At 72.3% G+C, this 13,588-nt stretch carries 16 protein-coding genes; 6 read left to right on the forward strand and 10 right to left on the reverse strand.

The features are described 5' to 3' along the window. Positions 1-21: 21 nt before the first annotated feature. Positions 22-594 (reverse strand): DUF2017 domain-containing protein, encoded by a 573-nt coding sequence (locus ACZ7BZ_RS23960; RefSeq protein WP_470360078.1) that lies wholly within the window; start codon positions 592-594, stop codon positions 22-24. A gap of 83 nt (positions 595-677) precedes the next feature. Next, positions 678-971, reverse strand: coding sequence for an ATP-dependent Clp protease adapter ClpS (gene clpS / locus ACZ7BZ_RS23965; RefSeq protein WP_030284071.1), 294 nt, complete (start codon positions 969-971; stop codon positions 678-680). 140 nt (positions 972-1,111) lie between these two features. Here clpS and ACZ7BZ_RS23970 point away from each other — a divergent pair, with 140 nt between their 5' ends. Both ACZ7BZ_RS23970 and ACZ7BZ_RS23975 read left to right on the forward strand, forming a co-directional pair. Further along, the gene (locus tag ACZ7BZ_RS23970) at positions 1,112-2,428 is read left to right on the forward strand and encodes a nicotinate phosphoribosyltransferase (protein WP_470360079.1); all 1,317 of its coding nucleotides are present in this window, start codon (positions 1,112-1,114) and stop codon (positions 2,426-2,428) included. Positions 2,429-2,676: 248 nt separating this feature from the next. Then, positions 2,677-3,270, forward strand: coding sequence for an isochorismatase family protein (locus ACZ7BZ_RS23975; RefSeq protein WP_470360080.1), 594 nt, complete (start codon positions 2,677-2,679; stop codon positions 3,268-3,270). Positions 3,271-3,349: 79 nt separating this feature from the next. On the opposite strand, the gene ACZ7BZ_RS23980 is transcribed toward ACZ7BZ_RS23975, so the two are convergent. After that, complete coding sequence (locus tag ACZ7BZ_RS23980; protein ID WP_470360081.1) at positions 3,350-4,363, reverse strand: hypothetical protein; 1,014 nt, start codon at positions 4,361-4,363, stop codon at positions 3,350-3,352. 256 nt (positions 4,364-4,619) lie between these two features. Between ACZ7BZ_RS23980 and ACZ7BZ_RS23985 the strand changes: the two genes are divergently transcribed. Together ACZ7BZ_RS23985 and ACZ7BZ_RS23990 are read left to right on the forward strand one after the other, a co-directional pair. After that, positions 4,620-5,321 (forward strand): hypothetical protein, encoded by a 702-nt coding sequence (locus ACZ7BZ_RS23985; RefSeq protein ID WP_470360082.1) that lies wholly within the window; start codon positions 4,620-4,622, stop codon positions 5,319-5,321. Between the two features lie 473 nt (positions 5,322-5,794). Beyond that, positions 5,795-6,238: an RNA polymerase sigma factor gene (locus ACZ7BZ_RS23990; RefSeq protein WP_470360083.1), complete on the forward strand. Its 444-nt coding sequence runs from the start codon at positions 5,795-5,797 to the stop codon at positions 6,236-6,238. 76 nt (positions 6,239-6,314) lie between these two features. On the opposite strand, the gene ACZ7BZ_RS23995 is transcribed toward ACZ7BZ_RS23990, so the two are convergent. Next, positions 6,315-6,881: a DinB family protein gene (locus ACZ7BZ_RS23995; protein WP_470360084.1), complete on the reverse strand. Its 567-nt coding sequence runs from the start codon at positions 6,879-6,881 to the stop codon at positions 6,315-6,317. A 176-nt stretch (positions 6,882-7,057) separates the two neighbouring features. Beyond that, on the reverse strand, positions 7,058-7,441 hold the full coding sequence (locus ACZ7BZ_RS24000) for a winged helix-turn-helix transcriptional regulator (protein ID WP_470360085.1): 384 nt from the start codon (positions 7,439-7,441) through the stop codon (positions 7,058-7,060). 127 nt (positions 7,442-7,568) lie between these two features. On the opposite strand from ACZ7BZ_RS24000, the gene ACZ7BZ_RS24005 reads away from it, so the two are divergent. Continuing rightward, positions 7,569-8,231, forward strand: coding sequence for an NAD(P)-dependent oxidoreductase (locus tag ACZ7BZ_RS24005; RefSeq protein WP_470360086.1), 663 nt, complete (start codon positions 7,569-7,571; stop codon positions 8,229-8,231). 117 nt (positions 8,232-8,348) lie between these two features. Here the strand turns inward: ACZ7BZ_RS24005 and mycP are convergent, their stop codons facing one another. The 4 genes from mycP to ACZ7BZ_RS24025 form a co-directional block, all read right to left on the reverse strand. Beyond that, positions 8,349-9,611, reverse strand: coding sequence for a type VII secretion-associated serine protease mycosin (gene mycP / locus ACZ7BZ_RS24010; RefSeq protein WP_470360087.1), 1,263 nt, complete (start codon positions 9,609-9,611; stop codon positions 8,349-8,351). Positions 9,612-9,664: 53 nt separating this feature from the next. Next, positions 9,665-11,050 carry a PPE domain-containing protein gene (locus ACZ7BZ_RS24015; RefSeq protein WP_470360088.1) on the reverse strand — a complete coding sequence of 462 codons (1,386 nt, stop codon included), beginning with the start codon at positions 11,048-11,050 and terminating at the stop codon, positions 9,665-9,667. Between the two features lie 28 nt (positions 11,051-11,078). Beyond that, positions 11,079-11,519 (reverse strand): hypothetical protein, encoded by a 441-nt coding sequence (locus tag ACZ7BZ_RS24020; RefSeq protein ID WP_380453727.1) that lies wholly within the window; start codon positions 11,517-11,519, stop codon positions 11,079-11,081. A 96-nt stretch (positions 11,520-11,615) separates the two neighbouring features. Continuing rightward, complete coding sequence (locus ACZ7BZ_RS24025) at positions 11,616-12,314, reverse strand: endonuclease V (RefSeq protein WP_470360089.1); 699 nt, start codon at positions 12,312-12,314, stop codon at positions 11,616-11,618. 203 nt (positions 12,315-12,517) lie between these two features. On the opposite strand from ACZ7BZ_RS24025, the gene ACZ7BZ_RS24030 reads away from it, so the two are divergent. After that, complete coding sequence (locus ACZ7BZ_RS24030; RefSeq protein ID WP_380453724.1) at positions 12,518-12,766, forward strand: hypothetical protein; 249 nt, start codon at positions 12,518-12,520, stop codon at positions 12,764-12,766. 31 nt (positions 12,767-12,797) lie between these two features. On the opposite strand, the gene ACZ7BZ_RS24035 is transcribed toward ACZ7BZ_RS24030, so the two are convergent. Next, complete coding sequence (locus ACZ7BZ_RS24035) at positions 12,798-13,508, reverse strand: RDD family protein (RefSeq protein ID WP_470360090.1); 711 nt, start codon at positions 13,506-13,508, stop codon at positions 12,798-12,800. Positions 13,509-13,588: the final 80 nt, after the last annotated feature.

Genomic DNA, 13,588 nt, shown 5'->3' on the forward strand with positions numbered 1-13,588 from the left:
GACGGTGGAAGCCGCCCCCGGTCAGTCGGTGATCGCCTCCAGCAGCGACTCCTGGAGCGCCCCCAGCCACAGGTAGGCCATCACCAGCGGCTTGCGCTCGTCGCCGTCCGGCAGCCCGTAGAGGCCCTGCTCGTCCTCCTCTGCAATCTCCAACCGCGCCCCGAGGGTCAGCCGCAGGTCGTTGAGAGCGCCCAGCCAGCGCAGGCAGTCGGGGGCGGCCAGCTTGAGCATCCCGCCACCCCCGAGGCCGTCCAGGCTCCGGACCACCTGCAGCGCGTCGTCCCGCTTTCGGGCCCGCAGGTCCAGCTCGGTGTAGCGGCGGAACTCGGCGGCCGCGGCCCGCGTCTCGTCGTCCTCCGGCGCGCCCGGGCCGCCGTAGGCGTCCGGGAAGAGCCGGGCCAGCGCCGGATCCGCGGGGGCCTCGGACGGGCCCTCGGCGAACAGCGCCGCCAGCGGGTCGTCGCCCGCCCCGCCCGGGCCGGGGCCGATCAGCTCCAGCATCTGCACTTCCAGCGAGCGCAGGATGGAGGCCTCCACCTCGTCCAGCGCGATCGCCGCGCCACCATCGCCGGTGCTCTCGAACAACCCAGCCATCTGTATCGGTCAGCCCGTCTTCGTCGTCTTCGGCCGCGCCGCCGGGCCGGCGGGCGGTCAGTCAGCTGTGCGCCGCTGGGCGGTCAGTCGTGCTGCAGCGTCGCCCACAGGCCGTAGCCGTGCATCGCCTGGACGTCCCGCTCCATCTCCTCGCGGGAGCCGCTGGAGACCACCGCCCGGCCCTTGGTGTGCACGTCCATCATCAGCTTCCGGGCCTTGTCCTTCGGGTAGCCGAAGTAGGCCTGGAAGACGTACTGGACATAGCTCATGAGGTTGACCGGGTCGTTGTGCACGATGGTCACCCACGGCGTGTCCGGTTCCGTCACCGGCTGTCCTTCGACCTCCGGGCGCTCGATCTCCACGGGCGCGACACTCACCGCGGGGCCTCCTCGCTGCACACTCGTCCGTTGCTCCTCAAGCCCCATGCTGCCATCCGGGGGACACCCGGGCGATTCCGACCCGGGTCGCGCCGCGAGAAATCGTCACTCTGACGCTAAGTGGTAGTAGCATCATCCGCATGGACGCCACTTCAGTGCGCGCGGCCGGTTCGACCGCGCTCCTCACCGACCGCTACGAGCTCACCATGCTGCAGGCCGCCCTGCGCAGCGGGGCCGCGCACCGCCGCTCCGTCTTCGAGGTGTTCACCCGGCGCCTGCCCAGCGGCCGCCGCTACGGCGTCATGGCCGGCACCGGCCGGGTGCTGGACGCCGTCGAGAACTTCCGCTTCGACACCGCCCAGCTGGACTGGCTGTCCGACCAGGGCGTGATCGACGAGGAGACCCTGCGGTTCCTCGCCGACTACCGCTTCCGCGGCGACATCCACGGCTACCCCGAGGGCGAGGTCTACTTCCCCGGCTCGCCGGTGCTCACCGTCGAGGGCAGCTTCGCCGAGACGGTGATCCTGGAGACGGTGATCCTCTCGATCCTCAACTTCGACTCCGCCGTCGCGGCCGCCGCCTCCCGGATGACCGCCGCGGCCGGCGGCCGGCCGGTGATCGAACTGGGCGCCCGCCGGGCCCACGAGCAGGCCGCCGTCGCCGCCGCCCGGGCCGCCTACGTGGCCGGCTTCGCCGCCACCTCCGACCTGGAGGCCGGCTACCTCCACGGCATCCCCACCACCGGCACCTCCGCGCACGCCTTCACCCTGGTCCACGACAGCGAGCGGGACGCCTTCCGGGCCCAGGTCGAGTCGATGGGCAAGGGCACCACCCTGCTGATCGACACCTTCGACCTGCGCGAGGCCGTCCGCACCGCCGTCGAGGTCGCCGGGCCCGAACTGGGCGCGGTCCGGATCGACTCCGGCGACCTCATCCTGGCGGCCCACCGGGTCCGCCGTCAGCTGGACGAACTGGGCGCCGACCAGACCAGGATCATCGTCACCTCCGACCTCGACGAGTACGCGATCGCCGCCCTCGCCGCCGCCCCGGTGGACGGCTACGGCGTCGGCACCAGCCTGGTCACCGGCAGCGGCCACCCGACCTGCGCGATGGTCTACAAGCTGGTCGCCCGCGCCGAGACCCCGGAGGGCCCGCTGGTGCCGGTGGCCAAGCGCGCGGCCGGCGGCAAGACCAGCATCGGCGGCCGCAAGTGGGCCGCCCGCCGGCCCGACGCCGAGGGCGTGGCCGAGGCCGAGGTGGTCGGCACCGGTCCGGTCCCCGAGGAGCTGCGGCCGCACCTGGTGCAGGTACCGCTGGTGCTGGCCGGCGAGGCCGTCGGCCGCGAGCCGCTGGCCGCCGCCCGCGACCGGCACGTCCGGGCCCGGGCCGCGCTGCCGCTGTCGGCCACCCAGCTCTCCAAGGGGGACCCGGTCATCCCGACCGAGCTGATCGACTGATCCGCTCCGGTCCGCGCGGGCCGCGCCGGGCCGCGCCGGCCGGCGGCGGTCCGCGCGGCCCGCCTTCGGACTCCCGTCGCGCCCGCCGCGTAGGCGGGAGTCCGAAGACGGGCCCCAAGCCTTCCGCCCCCGCGCGCCACTCCCTAGAGTCAGCCGTAGAGTTCCCCTGGAGTTCCTCCCGAGCCATCCGGCGTTCGCGAGGACCCCGCCACCGGGGCGCACCGCCCCCACATCCGAGGATGCGAACCATGCACCGGGCACTGATCGTCGTCGACGTGCAGAACGACTTCTGCGAGGGCGGCAGCCTGGCCGTCGCCGGCGGCGCCGAGGTGGCCGCCGCCATCACCGACCTGATCGCCGAGTCCTCCCCCGGCTACCAGCACATCCTCGCCACCCGCGACCACCACATCGACCCGGGCGGGCACTTCTCCACCGAGCCGGACTACGTCACCAGTTGGCCGGTGCACTGCGTGGCCGGGACGGAGGGGGTGGGCTTCCACCCCAACTTCGCGCCCGCGGTGATCTCCGGGGCGGTCGAGGCGGTCTTCGACAAGGGCGCCTACTCGGCGGCCTACAGCGGCTTCGAGGGACTGGACGAGAACGACCGCGGGCCGATGGAGTGGCTGCGCGAGCGCAAGGTCGACGAGGTCGACGTGGTCGGCATCGCCACCGACCACTGCGTACGGGCCACCGCCCTGGACGCCGCCCGGGCCGGCTTCACCACCCGGGTGCTGCTGGACCTCACCGCCGGCGTCGCACCGGAGACCACCGCCGCCGCGCTGGAGGAGCTGCGGGCGGCCGGAGTCGAGCTGGTCGGCGCGCCGGTGGTCCGTCCCGCCTGAGCGTTCGTACGGAATGCGGAGCACGGACGAGCGTTCAGCCAAGGCGCTGACGAGCGTTCGCACGGAGCGCGGACCGGCCTCAGGCCACCATCAGCTCCACCACGTCCGTCCCGCCGACCCGGTAGGCCTCGCGCAGCTCCCCGCCGACCGCGTCCGGGTCGGCGGCCAGCCGGGCCCCGGAGACGTACACGACCCGGATGCCCAGGTACTCCATCCGGTGCTGGCCGCCCCGCACCCAGGCGGCCTCGCCCTCGCTGACGCAGCGAAGGTCCGAGTCCACCTCGACCGCGACGCCCTGCTCCGGCCAGTAGAGGTCCGGGACGCCGATGTAGGTGCCGCCGCGCATCCGCAGCTCCGGGGTGGCCAACGGGGCGGGCAGCAGCCACTCGTCCACCAGCCGGTCCACCTGCTCCAGCACGAAGTCCCGCTCGGCGGCGAGGAGTTCATCCAGGGCGGCGCGCACCCGGGGCTCCCCGGTCAGCCCGGACTCGACCAGCTCGGCGGCCAACTCCCGTACCGTGCACCGGGCGTCCGGTCGGGACACGGCCTCCCGCAGCAGCTCGCGGACCGGCACCGGGTCGCCCGCCGGAGCGCCGTCCACCGTCCACTCGGCCAGCGCGTCGGCGACCGCCCGGGCGACCGGCGCGCAGGCCAGTCCGTGCACCGAGCGGGCCTCCAACTCCCGTTCGGTGCGCCGGATCCGCACCTCACCGGCGTCCTTGAGCCGGCGTTGCCGGGGCACCAGGACGTCCACCCCGGTCACCGCGGGCAGCCGGGGCACGGCCGCGAAGCCGTACAGCGCCAGCGCGGCCGCGCCGGTGATCACCGCGCCGTCCCGACGGCCCTCCTCCCGACCGTTCTGCGCCGCGTACAGCAGCGCGGCCCACATCCGCTGCTCCGGGGTGGGCTCGCCGGACTGCAGCAGGTAGACCCGGGGCAGCAGCCGCTGCCAGGGGCCGCCCCGGCGGCAGTGCTCGGTGATGACCCGGGCCGGCACGCCCCGGGCACGCAGCTGGCTCGCGGTGACGACGTTCTGCTGACGCTTCGCCAACTCCTCGAGGGACGGCGGCGGCGAGGGAATCCGGTAGCTCATGCGCTCACCATCCCCAACCCCGGCGACCCGCGTGCGACAGCCTGACGCACCGTTACCCAACCGTCGCGAAACCGGGATCAGCCTGCACTAAAGTCCTCATACCCTCACTCATTTGGAGTAAATGACGTTCATATGGCTATCGGATCTGATCGAAAACGACTGCCGACCTGGCCGCCTGACCCAGAGTGATCAAGGGCATACGGCGAGGGACCCGCCGGGCGTCAATCGCACCTCTCGGATTGCCTAGGCTTACGTCATGTCACGTGACGAGACCGCCGGCCTCCGCGCGGCCCAGCTCCGCCTCGGCCGTCTGCCCGGATACGTCCGCCGCCCGGACCCGGCCCGCCGTAGCGGTGAGAAGGGCCATACGTACAAGAAGGGCTGGGAGGTCCGCTTCACCGCCCGGAGCGAGGCCGAGATAGCAGAGATCCGCGACCTCGTGGTAGCCGCCGGGTTCGCCCCGGCCAGACCCTTCTTCAAGGGCCACCAGCTCATCCAGCCGGTCTACGGCATGGCCGCCGTGCAGGCCTACCTGGCCGCTAGACAGGCGGCCGAGGAACACGCCGAGCGGGTCGAGCTCGGCCGCCGGCGGCGCGCGGCGGGGGCGCGCACCGGCGCGACGCACACCGGAGGGGCGCACCCGGGCGGCGGGCACGCCACCGGGGGGCACGCGACCGACCCGCACACCACCGGCCCGCACACCACCGGTGACCATGCCGGGGGCGCGCACCCGGGCGGCGGGCACAGCACGACCGCCCACGTCCCCGGAACGCCCAGCACCCACCGGTGCGAGCGCGAGGAGGCCGCCGCAGGGGCCGCCGCAGCGGCTGCGGCCGCGGCCGCCGTGGCCGCCCAACTCGCCCGGCGGCGGGCCGTCGAGGCCTTCCCCGCCCAGGTCGAACGCGGCCACACCGCCGACGACCGGATCTCCCCGACGGAGCCGCTCCCGAACTCCTGACCGGGCGGACCCGCGCCGCCCCGCCCCGCGCCCCGGTCGCCGCAGGCCGCCGGGGCGCGTTCGACGCACCCACCCCCGCCCGCCCCGGCGCAACCCCCGCCGTGAGTGCGGTCGCACAGGTGGTAGTGCGGACGCGACTTCGCGCCCTGGGCGTGGACGCCGGACCCGACAGGCCCTACGGTGGCACCTCAACTGCCGTGCGACCACAGCCGTCCCACACCCTCTGACCAGCCGCGACACGCTTCCAGCCGCACTCCCAGCCACGCCCCCAGCAGCACTGCGCAGCACTCCCCCGACCGGCCCCGACCGGCAGTACCGCCGCCACACCGCACCGACCGCCACCGGAACCGGACGAGCGGCGGCGGGTTCCGGGCATTCCATCAGATTGGTCACCCAGCGCACCGAGGGCCTACCGTAGAGTGAGCACAGACGATCGACCGTCAGAAACCCATCTCCCTTGCCGAGAAGACGAGATGACCAACCGTCATACGAGCGCCGCCGGCCCTCCCCCGAGGGCCGACGAACCGGAGGACGTACCGCTGGAGTTCGCGGCCTTCTGCGAACTCCACCGCCCCCGGTACCTCAGCTACGCCCGGGTGTGGCTGACCGAGCACGCCGACGCGGCCATCGCCGTCCAACACGCCTTCGCGGAAATCGCCGTCCAATGGCGGGAGTTGCTCACCAGTCCGAACCCCACCGCGCTCGCCTGGCAGATCCTGCGCGGCACCGTCGCCGACCACACCCGGCAGGCGGCCGCCGCCGAACCCGACCACCACCCCGCCGACGACGATCTGGCGATCCTCCACTACGTCGTCGGCCTCGCCGCCCCGGAGATCGCCGACGTCATCGGCACCGACACCGCCAGCGTCGCGGGCCGGCTCCGCCGCACCATGCTCCGCGAGGCCTCCGGCTGGTGAGCCGCGGCGCCAGGCTCCGGAGGCGGCCTCGGAGCCGGTCTCAGACCCGTTCTCATCCCCGGCCTCAGAACCGATCTCAGACCCGCCTGCCGGTCACGTCGAACAGGTGGTGCACCGGGTCGTGGATCAGGTAGCGGGCGAAGGACTCGACGGTGAACCGCGCCCCGTCGCTACGGGCCCCGGTCCGCCGCCACTGCTCCCCCGACACCTCCTCGAACGCCACTGCCAGCGCCTCCCCGGCCTCCGCCAGCTCCGCCGCCACCAGTTGCGGCCGCTGCTCGTGGTAGCGCTCGGCGACCGCCGTCTCGTCCTGGTCCCAGTTCGGGAACAACGGGCCGTCCTGATCGAGCATCAGCCCCAGCCGGACCAGGAACAGCCGGAAGACGTCCCGGACGTGGCAGGCGTACTCCAGATCCGACCAGACCTCCGGCCGCGGCCGGCGGCGCAGCCCGTCCTCGTCGCCCGCCAGCACCGTCAGCCAGGCCGCCGCATTGGCCCGGATCATCCCGGCGACGTCCGCGGGCACCACCCCAGGGGTGTCCAACCCGCAGTCGGGACAGGGGCGTTCCAGCACCCAGGTCCAGTCCTTGGTGTCGGGGACGATCGCGTCGGCGGGGCTCACGAGGTGCTCAGGAGTGCTCATGGGCCCAGCATGGCCGCCCCGCGGACCGGCCCACCAGCGGCAAGGGCGCCAGCGAGCGCCGAAATGCTGCCAGACCGGGCCGTACCCGCGGTCAGGCCGGTCAGCCTGATAGAGCCGGGCGGTCAGGGCGGTCAGGGCAGTCAGGGCAGTCAGGGCAGTCAGGGCAGTCAGGGCAGTCAGGGCGAGTCGCGCTCGTACTCCAGCCGGGCCGCCAGCAGACCGTCCAGGTTCTCGCGGCTCCACTCGCACACCGCGTCCATCGGCCCGAGCAGCGTCCGCCCCAACGGCGTCAGCGAGTACTCGACCCGTGGCGGATTCCCCGGGTACTCGGTGCGGACCACCGCGCCGTCCCGCTCCATCGAACGCAAGGACTCCGTCAGCACCTTCGCGGTGATGCCCGCCAACGGCACCCGCAGCTCCGAGAACCGGCGCGGCCCGCCCTCCAGACAACGGATGATCCGCCATGCCCACTTCCGGCTGCCCAGCACCGGCACCGACTGCACCCGACAGTCAGCCGAAAAGAAGTCCGCCGGCAGCGGCGCCGGCACGGTCTGCGTCATGCCACCGACCGTACCCGGGCGACCGGCCACGGCGAGGACGGTTCCGTTGAAGTAACCGGCACCCCCCGGTCTACCGTCACCGCACCGGCGGACGACAACGCCCGCCACCGGCCCACCGGAGACCCCCATGAGCAGTACCGCAGCCCAGCAGCACCGCGCGGACGTCATCGTCTACGGCGCAGGCGGACAGGTCGGCCGCGCCGTCATCGTCGAAGCCCGCCGACGCGGCCTCACCGTCACCGCCGCCGTCCGCGACCCCGAACGCCACGCCGACCTCGCCGCCGACGGCGTGGCCCTGGTGTGCTGCGACGTCACCGACCCGTCCGCCGTCGCCGCCACCGCCACCGGACACCCCGCCGCCGTCAGCTCCGTCTACACCCCCGACACCCCCTCCGGCGAGTTCTACCGCGCCGCCACCAGCGCCCTCGTCACCGGCCTCGGCCGGGCCGGCGTACCGCGCCTGCTCAGCGTCGGCGTCGCCACCACCCTGCAGACCGCCCCCGGCGTCGCCGTCCACGACGACCCCGAGTTCCCCGAGGCCTACCGCACCTTCTCGCTCGGCCACACCGCCGCCCTCGACCTGCTGCACGCCTCCCCCGCCACCCTCGACTGGGTCGTCGTCACCCCGCCGATGGACCTCGACCGCACCGCCCCCGGCACCGGTCACTACCGGGTCAGCGGCCCCCGCGTCCTCGGCCCCCGGATCGCCCAGGCCGACCTCGCCCTCGCCATCGTCGACGAACTCACCACCCCCACCCACCACCGGGAGCAGATCGCCGTCGCCGAATAGGCCCCGCGCCGAAAGTCCCGGCATCCTGGGCGCCCGCCAGACCCACCACTGGGACGACCGCTACCGGGACGTCCCCCACTTGGCCGCCGCCCTACGCGACGACCGGCTCGGCACCACTCACCGACCCGGCCCCCCGTAGGGCGGCTGCGGCGGATACGGCGGCGCCGCAGCCGATGCCCGCTTCCGCCGCCGCGACATCACCACCGCAGCCGCCGACGCCCCCACCACCACGGCCCCGGCCGCCACCGCCGCGACCACCAGCCCGGTCACGTCACCGCCCCCGCCACCGGAACCGGCCTCGGGGGCCGGAGGCGCGGAGGGCTGGTCCGTCGCATCGGTGTCGTCATCGCTCGGCGGCGTGCCGTGCGATTCCACCCGCTTCAGCAGCGGGTTCTCACGGGGTCCGTCGTCCACGGCCGGGTTCGCCTCCAGCGCCTTCGCGGGCGAGACGATCCCGTAGCCGTAGTGGTTGTTGGGCACCACCGTCCCGTTGGCGGGAGGGGTAGCCGTCTTGATCATCCGATTGATCACCTGCCCGGCAGACAGGTTCGGGTACTTGGAGCGGATGAGCGCGGCGGTCGCGGAGACGTACGCGGTGGCTTCGGACGTGCCGTCGCCAGCGCCATAACTCGTCGACGATTTGGCTGTGGCGAGATAGATGTCCACGCCAGGCGCGACGAGTGTGGTCTCCGGACCTGGGGTGGAACGGTCCCATACACCCCCTTTGGAGTCCACGGCTCCTACGGCCACAACCCCCGGGAAGGCGGCCGGGTATCGAATGCCGTCCAAGTCCTCGCCGAAGTTTCCGACGGCGGCAATCAGCACGACATCCTTCGAAACTGCGTAGTTGACGGCTTTTCGCAACTCTGAATCGAGGCGGAACTTCCCTCCAAGAGACAAGTTGACGATCTTCGCACCATGGTCGACCGCAAATCGGATCGCGTCCGCGAACCCGGTCTGCTGGGGGTTGGAGCCATCGTCTTCTGTCCCCACCTTCACCGGAAGGATCTTGGCCTTAGGGGCCAACCCCATGACTCCTGCTTCCGGGCCGTGCCCGTGCCCCGCAATCAGGCTCGCAATTCCGGTGCCGTGACCCTTGTTGTCTACGCGACCGTCAGAATTTCCACCCGAGTAGTCGGCTCCGGGCAGAATCTGCCCGGTCAGATCCTGGTGATCCTGGTTCACCCCGGAGTCGATCACTCCGACGACAACCCCGTCGCCCTCACTGACCGACCAGACGTCCGACTCAGCGCTGAAGGTCTTCAGCGCCCACTGATGGTCTCTGATCTGATCAGCTGACGCTCCTGGTGCGGCAGCGGCCCAGACCAATGCTCCTGCGGCGAGAACCGCAGTACCGCGCGTCAGCAGACGGCTCGTCAAACCCGGTCACCCCAACTCAACATTCAGATCACCAGTCCGTCTACGGACCGGCCTCATTCCACCACGTTCGGGTTGGCCGGCTTGTCTGACGCCCAGGTCTCATCGTCCTCGACGAGGAAGTCCGGGCGCTTGCCGCCGTTTCCTCGTTCCTTCTTGCGGCGCTGCGCTTCACTCATCGGGATGCCGGGAGACATGACGCCAGTCCCGTGGGCCCCCGGTTCGGCGCCGACCCGATTACGAGCCCCCAGCCCGGACCCGCCTTCGGTGAAGGACTGTTTGCCGGCTCCAGTGCCCGGTGGCGTCGTCTCCCGGACAGCGCCACCGGGCCGGGCCATGGAGCCGCCCGCCTGCTGGGCTCCGGACACTTCACGGCCACCGGCGCCGATGCCCGGATACGCGCCGACGGGAAGCTCCTTGCCACCGAAGCCGGTCTTGCTCCGACCGAAGTCAGGCCCGATCGGGGTGCTCTGCGCGGTCGGCCCCGTAGAAGTGGCGAGCGGCTGACCCCCGCCGGCCGCTACCGGCCCGTTCGAAGGGCCCGTAAGCGCGGTGGCACTCAGGCCAGACGTCTGGGTCCCGGAGGTGACGGGAGCAGACGCACTTCCGCCGGGACGAGACGCCGGAGTTCCTGAGATACCCGTATTGGGAGCACCGCTCGTCATCGTCGACGACTTCTGCGGGGCTTGTGCCGTCCCGCCCTTGATCCCGGAATCCGTCGGGGCAGCTGCGTTCCTCGGCGAAGAGCCGGGAACCGCCGATGGCGCGGAGGACTTCGACCGCTGCGACGCAGGACCGGACGCCGACCTCACCGACGTTTCCCCAGCACCGAACGAGGTGCCCGAAATCACCGCAGCTGCCATGGCCGCCGCCCCACTCGGGTCGTTCTGCGTTCCGACGTCACGGGTGTCGTCCCCGTACACTCCCGGCTTCGCCGGCGGCTTGGAGCCCAGCGACGTCGGAGCCTTCAGGGTCGGCGTCGCGATGCGGTAGTGCATCGCGAGGGTCTGCATGACCGCCGCTGCCTCGGCCTTCTTCCGGTCGGTGATCTGGATGTGGTCGTCCTCGCTGCTGAAGAAGTCGCCGACCTTGTCCTTGAACTGGTCCCAGTTGCCGGGTTCTTCGGGCATGTCGCGCTTGGCCTTGGCCATCGCCTCGGACATGTTGTGCAGCGTGTTGGCCGCGTCGTTGGCGTAGGCGGCGGCCTCGTTGATGTTGCCGGCGAGGGTGAGCATCGCGGCGTGGAAGGAGTCGCTGGAGGTGCCGTCCCAGGAGGTGGCGGCCTCGGTGCTGGCGTTGGTGAGGGTCTTGCGGATCTCCTTGAGGGTGGTCGCGGCCTTGCGCCAGGGGTCGCCGGCGGCCATCACCGCGCCGGGGTCGAGGGCCTGTGCCATCTTGCGGAGATCGGCGTGGCTGTACTTGGTGAAGTCGGTGTAGACCACGGGTGGTTCACCTCCGGTCGGTGGTGGGTCAGATGGTGGCGTTGCCGCGCTTGGCCGGGACCTGGTTCGCCTGGTAGGCGACTTCGCTGGTGGCGGAGGGCTGGGCGACGGACCAGCCGTCGCCGGACAGCGTGAGCTTCCGGCTCACGTGCTGGTCGTGCTCCTCGTAGTTGGTCGCGGTGAGGTCGGCCTTCTTCTGGGCCTCGTCGATCGCCTGCTGAAGCTGGTTGAGCACGTCGCGCAGGGCGTCCCGCATGGTGCTGTAGCGGCCGTGGATCTCGGTGGCCTCGGCGAAGGTGCCGAAGGCGCTCTTGCCGAGGCCGCTGCGTCCGTGGGTGGCGCTGCCGTTCGCGTCCTTCTCGAATTCCTTGAGCAGGATCCGTACTTGGCCGGCGAAGGTGCGCAGTTGCTCGATCTCGACCCGGTAGCCCTGGTTGGCTCCCCCGGTCGATCCGGTCCCTGATCCCATGGCGGCGCCCCCCGCGCGTCCGTTCCTGGCGGTCGGGGCCGGGCCCCGGTTGTCTCATGTCTAACACACCGGGCCCGGATCCCGCCGGGGGCGGGGTCAGTTCGCAGGCGTCCCGGTGTCGAGGGCCGCGGTGAGGGCGCGGCGGCAGAGGGAGTCGGCGTGCCGGGTGGTTTCGGGCAGCCGGTAGCGGTCGGCGAGGTCGAGGGTGGTGCGGACGGCGGTGTCGAGGCCGATGCGGTGGCCGACGGAGACGTAGACGGGTTTGACGCCGGGCCGGGTGCGGACAGCGCGGCCGACCTCCTCGCCGGTGGCGGGGTCGGTGAGCGGGGTCCAGGAGCCGCGTTCCGGGGCGGGGTCGTGGTGGTCGAAGGTGAAGGGGGTCTTGGCGACGCCGAGGGTACGCAGTCCGGTGAGGACGCCGAGGTGGCTGGCGAGGCCGAGGCGGCGCGGGTGGGCGAGGCCGTAGCCGTCGCAGACGACGGTGTCGGGGGTGCGGGTGAGGGCGGCCAACGCGTCGAGGACGGCGGGGAGTTCGCGGAAGGCGAGTAGTCCGGGGACGTAGGGGAAGGCGATCCGGCCGACGGCGGTGGCCTCTTCGACGACGGCCAGGGTGTCCCGGTCGAGCAGGACGGCCGCTGCGGCGACGAGGTCGTGGTCGTCGTCGTAGGCGACGTCGACGCCGGCGATCAGCCGGTACGGGGTGTCGTCGTCCTGAGCGCGGACGAGCGGCCGCAGCCGTTCCTGTACGGCGAGCGCCTGGGCCTCGGTGGTGGGCCAGTCGGCGGGGATGGGCACGGTCGGTTTCCCCCGGTCTGCTTGGTGCGGGTCGGACTCCACCGTACCGAGGTGCGTGGACGACCCCGGGGTGAGTCCGTGCGCCCCCTGTGCCCCCGGGCTCGCGGACTAGCCTGGTCGTACCGAACTCCCTTGCCGGGTAAGACTTCTGGCATTCGGCACTATTCCCGCCCGTTTCCCCCGACGTGCGAAGGGCCCCCGCCATGCCGCGTCCGTCCGCTGCCCAGTTCTGCCTCGGCTCGTTCACCGTCGTCGCCACCACGGTGGCACTGCTGGCCGTTTCCGGCGCCTCGGGCGTCCTGGAGGTCGCGGTGCTGGTCGGGTTCGCGCTGGCGCTCGGCACCGTGGTGACGGTGCTCTCGGTGTCGGTCTCGGCCCGTTCGGCCGCGCCGGCCGGCCGGTCCGGAGCCTCCCCGGCGACCGCCGGGCGCGAGTACGCCCGGCAGCGCTGATCCGCCGCCGGGCGCCGTCCCGCCGCCGGGTTCAGATCTCGGTGGTGACGACCACGGTCTTCGCCGCCTTGTCGTGGATGCACTGCCGGTAGGGCTTGTCGAAGACGCCGAACAGGCCGTCGACGACCCACCACAGGGCGGCGCAGCACACGACGGCCGGGAGGATGTAGACGGCGGCCCTGGTCCAGGCCGCGGCCGGACTGGGCGAGTTGCCGTCGATCAGCATGGCGACGCGGATCTTCATCGCCTTCTTGCCGAGGGTCTGGCCGTCCCGGCTGAGCATCAGGGCCTCGTAGACGAGGTAGATGGCGCAGCCGAGCCAGAAGGCCTCGGTGGTGCCCTGGCGGGTGCTGAGGTCGACGAAGGGGCCGACGATGATGACGCCGACGGCCTGCACGAGGACGTAGTCGATGAGGCGGGCGAGGATCCGCTTGGGCCAGGTGCCGATCGGCGGCATGCCGGGGACGGGCCCGCCGCCGGGGGTGTCGTACGCGCCGGGGCCGGGGCCGTAGCCGGGCGGGGGCTGGTCGTACGGCTGGCGGCCACCGTAGGGGTTCTGACCGGGGGTCGGCCCGCCGTAGCTTCCCCGGTAGGCGCCGGGGCCTTCGGTGGGGGTGCCGGACGGGGTGGGGCCCGGCGGTTCGCCTTCCGGTGTGCCGCCGCCCGGGGGCGGCGGCTGCTTGTCGAAGGAGGGCTGACCGCCCCCCTCCGACTGGGGGCCTGAGGGGTCGTGGGTGCTCATCCCTCGAGTAGAACATCACACATTCGCAAGGTTTGGGACATTTTGTCCCGTTTTGATCCTGCCCGACGGCCCGCCTCACT

It is taken from the genome of Kitasatospora sp. NPDC036934 (assembly GCF_055608425.1).

Bases quoted from the DNA above. Each gene is read 5' to 3' on its own strand.
- ACZ7BZ_RS23960 (WP_470360078.1), bottom strand. From the start codon at position 594: ATGGCTGGGTTGTTCGAGAGCACCGGCGATGGTGGCGCGGCGATCGCG.
- ACZ7BZ_RS23970 (WP_470360079.1), top strand. From the start codon at position 1,112: ATGGACGCCACTTCAGTGCGCGCGGCCGGTTCGACCGCGCTCCTCACC.
- ACZ7BZ_RS23975 (WP_470360080.1), top strand. From the start codon at position 2,677: ATGCACCGGGCACTGATCGTCGTCGACGTGCAGAACGACTTCTGCGAG.
- ACZ7BZ_RS23980 (WP_470360081.1), bottom strand. From the start codon at position 4,363: ATGAGCTACCGGATTCCCTCGCCGCCGCCGTCCCTCGAGGAGTTGGCG.
- ACZ7BZ_RS23985 (WP_470360082.1), top strand. From the start codon at position 4,620: ATGTCACGTGACGAGACCGCCGGCCTCCGCGCGGCCCAGCTCCGCCTC.
- ACZ7BZ_RS23990 (WP_470360083.1), top strand. From the start codon at position 5,795: ATGACCAACCGTCATACGAGCGCCGCCGGCCCTCCCCCGAGGGCCGAC.
- ACZ7BZ_RS23995 (WP_470360084.1), bottom strand. From the start codon at position 6,881: ATGAGCACTCCTGAGCACCTCGTGAGCCCCGCCGACGCGATCGTCCCC.
- ACZ7BZ_RS24000 (WP_470360085.1), bottom strand. From the start codon at position 7,441: ATGACGCAGACCGTGCCGGCGCCGCTGCCGGCGGACTTCTTTTCGGCT.
- ACZ7BZ_RS24005 (WP_470360086.1), top strand. From the start codon at position 7,569: ATGAGCAGTACCGCAGCCCAGCAGCACCGCGCGGACGTCATCGTCTAC.
- ACZ7BZ_RS24020 (WP_380453727.1), bottom strand. From the start codon at position 11,519: ATGGGATCAGGGACCGGATCGACCGGGGGAGCCAACCAGGGCTACCGG.
- ACZ7BZ_RS24030 (WP_380453724.1), top strand. From the start codon at position 12,518: ATGCCGCGTCCGTCCGCTGCCCAGTTCTGCCTCGGCTCGTTCACCGTC.
- ACZ7BZ_RS24035 (WP_470360090.1), bottom strand. From the start codon at position 13,508: ATGAGCACCCACGACCCCTCAGGCCCCCAGTCGGAGGGGGGCGGTCAG.